Origin of the sequence: Microcystis sp. M53598_WE2, from assembly GCF_030067735.1 — a bacterium.
GTDB lineage: Bacteria > Cyanobacteriota > Cyanobacteriia > Cyanobacteriales > Microcystaceae > Microcystis > Microcystis aeruginosa.
In genome coordinates this window covers 1-1,496 of record NZ_JASJFE010000476.1, presented here as the reverse complement: position 1 = coordinate 1,496, position 1,496 = coordinate 1, and the positions used below count along the sequence as shown (strand labels likewise).

The window sequence follows — 1,496 nt, the reverse complement described above, 5'->3', positions numbered from 1 at the left end:
CCTATTCTCGTTAAAAATTTGGTCGATGAAGCAAAGCGCCGATTATCGGCAGAATTCTCTAAACGTGAAATCGAACCTTTGTTCGATCGCCTCGATAGTCTAGTGGCTGAAATAGATTATCCTTATACTCTAGATGGATTAGCTCTCTATATTGGTCCGGATATTGCCAAGCTTTATAACTTGCCTTTTTCTGTCCAGGCAAGAGTTGTCATCGATAAAACCTTTGCCACACGGGATTTAGTTTATGGATTACATCGAGAACAACCCTATTGGCTGTTACTATTAAGTCAGGGTTCTACTCGTTTAATCTCAGCTACAGGAGAAACTCTCGAAGAAATTCGCGATCAAAATTTTCCCTTAGAAATGACTGGACCGGGGGCCACCGCACCACTGCCCTTTGATGCCGATACCAGTTATCTAGATGATAGAATCCGGCGATTTTTCCAGCAGGTAGATAATGCTCTGGGTGAATACATTGACATTGATGATTCTTCCCCTTTGATTGTGGGTGGAGTGGTTCGTCAAATTTCCTTCTTTCAAGAAGTTTCACAGTACACATCAGCAATTGTTGGCACTTTAACCGGCAATTTTGACAAAACCTCACTGCCAGAATTAATTCCGCAAGTATTGCCGATTATGCATTCAGTGCGTCAGACTCAAAAAACTGAAGCCCTGCAAGCTTTGGACGCGGCAGTCAGCGCTCAAAAAGTTATCTCTACCCTGGGAGAAGTGTGGCGTTTAGCGCAGGAAGGTCGAGGAAAATTGTTATTAGTGGATAAAAATTACCATGTACCCGCAGTTTTAAGCGAAAACGGTGATTTGATACTGGTGGAAAACGTCGGTGGTACGGAGGTAATCGATGATGCAGTGGATGAAATTATCGAAGTGGTATTGGCCAAGGGAGGACGTGTAGCTTTAGTCGATGAAGATTCCTTGAACGATTACCAAAAAATTGCCTTAATTTTGCGTTATTAGACCTAATGGGCCGTTTCACAAGCGCCAATACTAACCCATTGACTAGAACCATCAGACCAGTATTCTTTTTTCCAGATGGGGGCATTATGCTTGAGAGTATCAATAGCATAACGACAGGCTGCGAAAGCTTCCCCCCGATGGGGACAACCCACCGCTACTAAGACGCTAATTTCACCGATTTGTAGCTTACCGGTGCGATGGTGAATGACAACTCGATTGGTATCGGGCCAGGTTTGCCGAATTTGCCCGGCAATTTGCCGGAAAACCTCGATCGCCATGGGTTCGTAGGCCTGATAATCAAGATAAATAACCGGTTTACCGTCGGTTTGCTCCCGTACAGTGCCACTCATTAGTACAATAGCACCATTAGCCCCATCATCGGCTAATTGATATACTTCCTGCAAAGATAAGGGAGCAAAACTGACGCGAAAACTATCTGGTGTCATGGATGAGGTGATGGGGGTTGGGTGTGGGGTGTAGGGTGTGGGGTGTGGGGTGTGGGGTGTAGGGTGTGGGGTGTG

Annotated in this window: 2 protein-coding genes; one reads left to right on the top strand and one right to left on the bottom strand. The window is 45.3% G+C overall.

The annotated features are described in order from the left end of the window. Window positions 1-975, top strand: a 975-nt coding sequence (locus PX636_RS09945) for an AOC03_06830 family ribosome hibernation factor (RefSeq protein WP_288116986.1), incomplete at its 5' end; no start/stop codon positions are given. Between the two features lie 2 nt (window positions 976-977). On the opposite strand, the gene PX636_RS09940 is transcribed toward PX636_RS09945, so the two are convergent. Then, on the bottom strand, window positions 978-1,421 hold the full coding sequence (locus PX636_RS09940; protein ID WP_004163195.1) for a molybdenum cofactor biosynthesis protein MoaE: 444 nt from the start codon (window positions 1,419-1,421) through the stop codon (window positions 978-980). Window positions 1,422-1,496: the final 75 nt, after the last annotated feature.

Bases quoted from the DNA above. Each gene is read 5' to 3' on its own strand.
- PX636_RS09940 (WP_004163195.1), bottom strand. From the start codon at position 1,421: ATGACACCAGATAGTTTTCGCGTCAGTTTTGCTCCCTTATCTTTGCAG.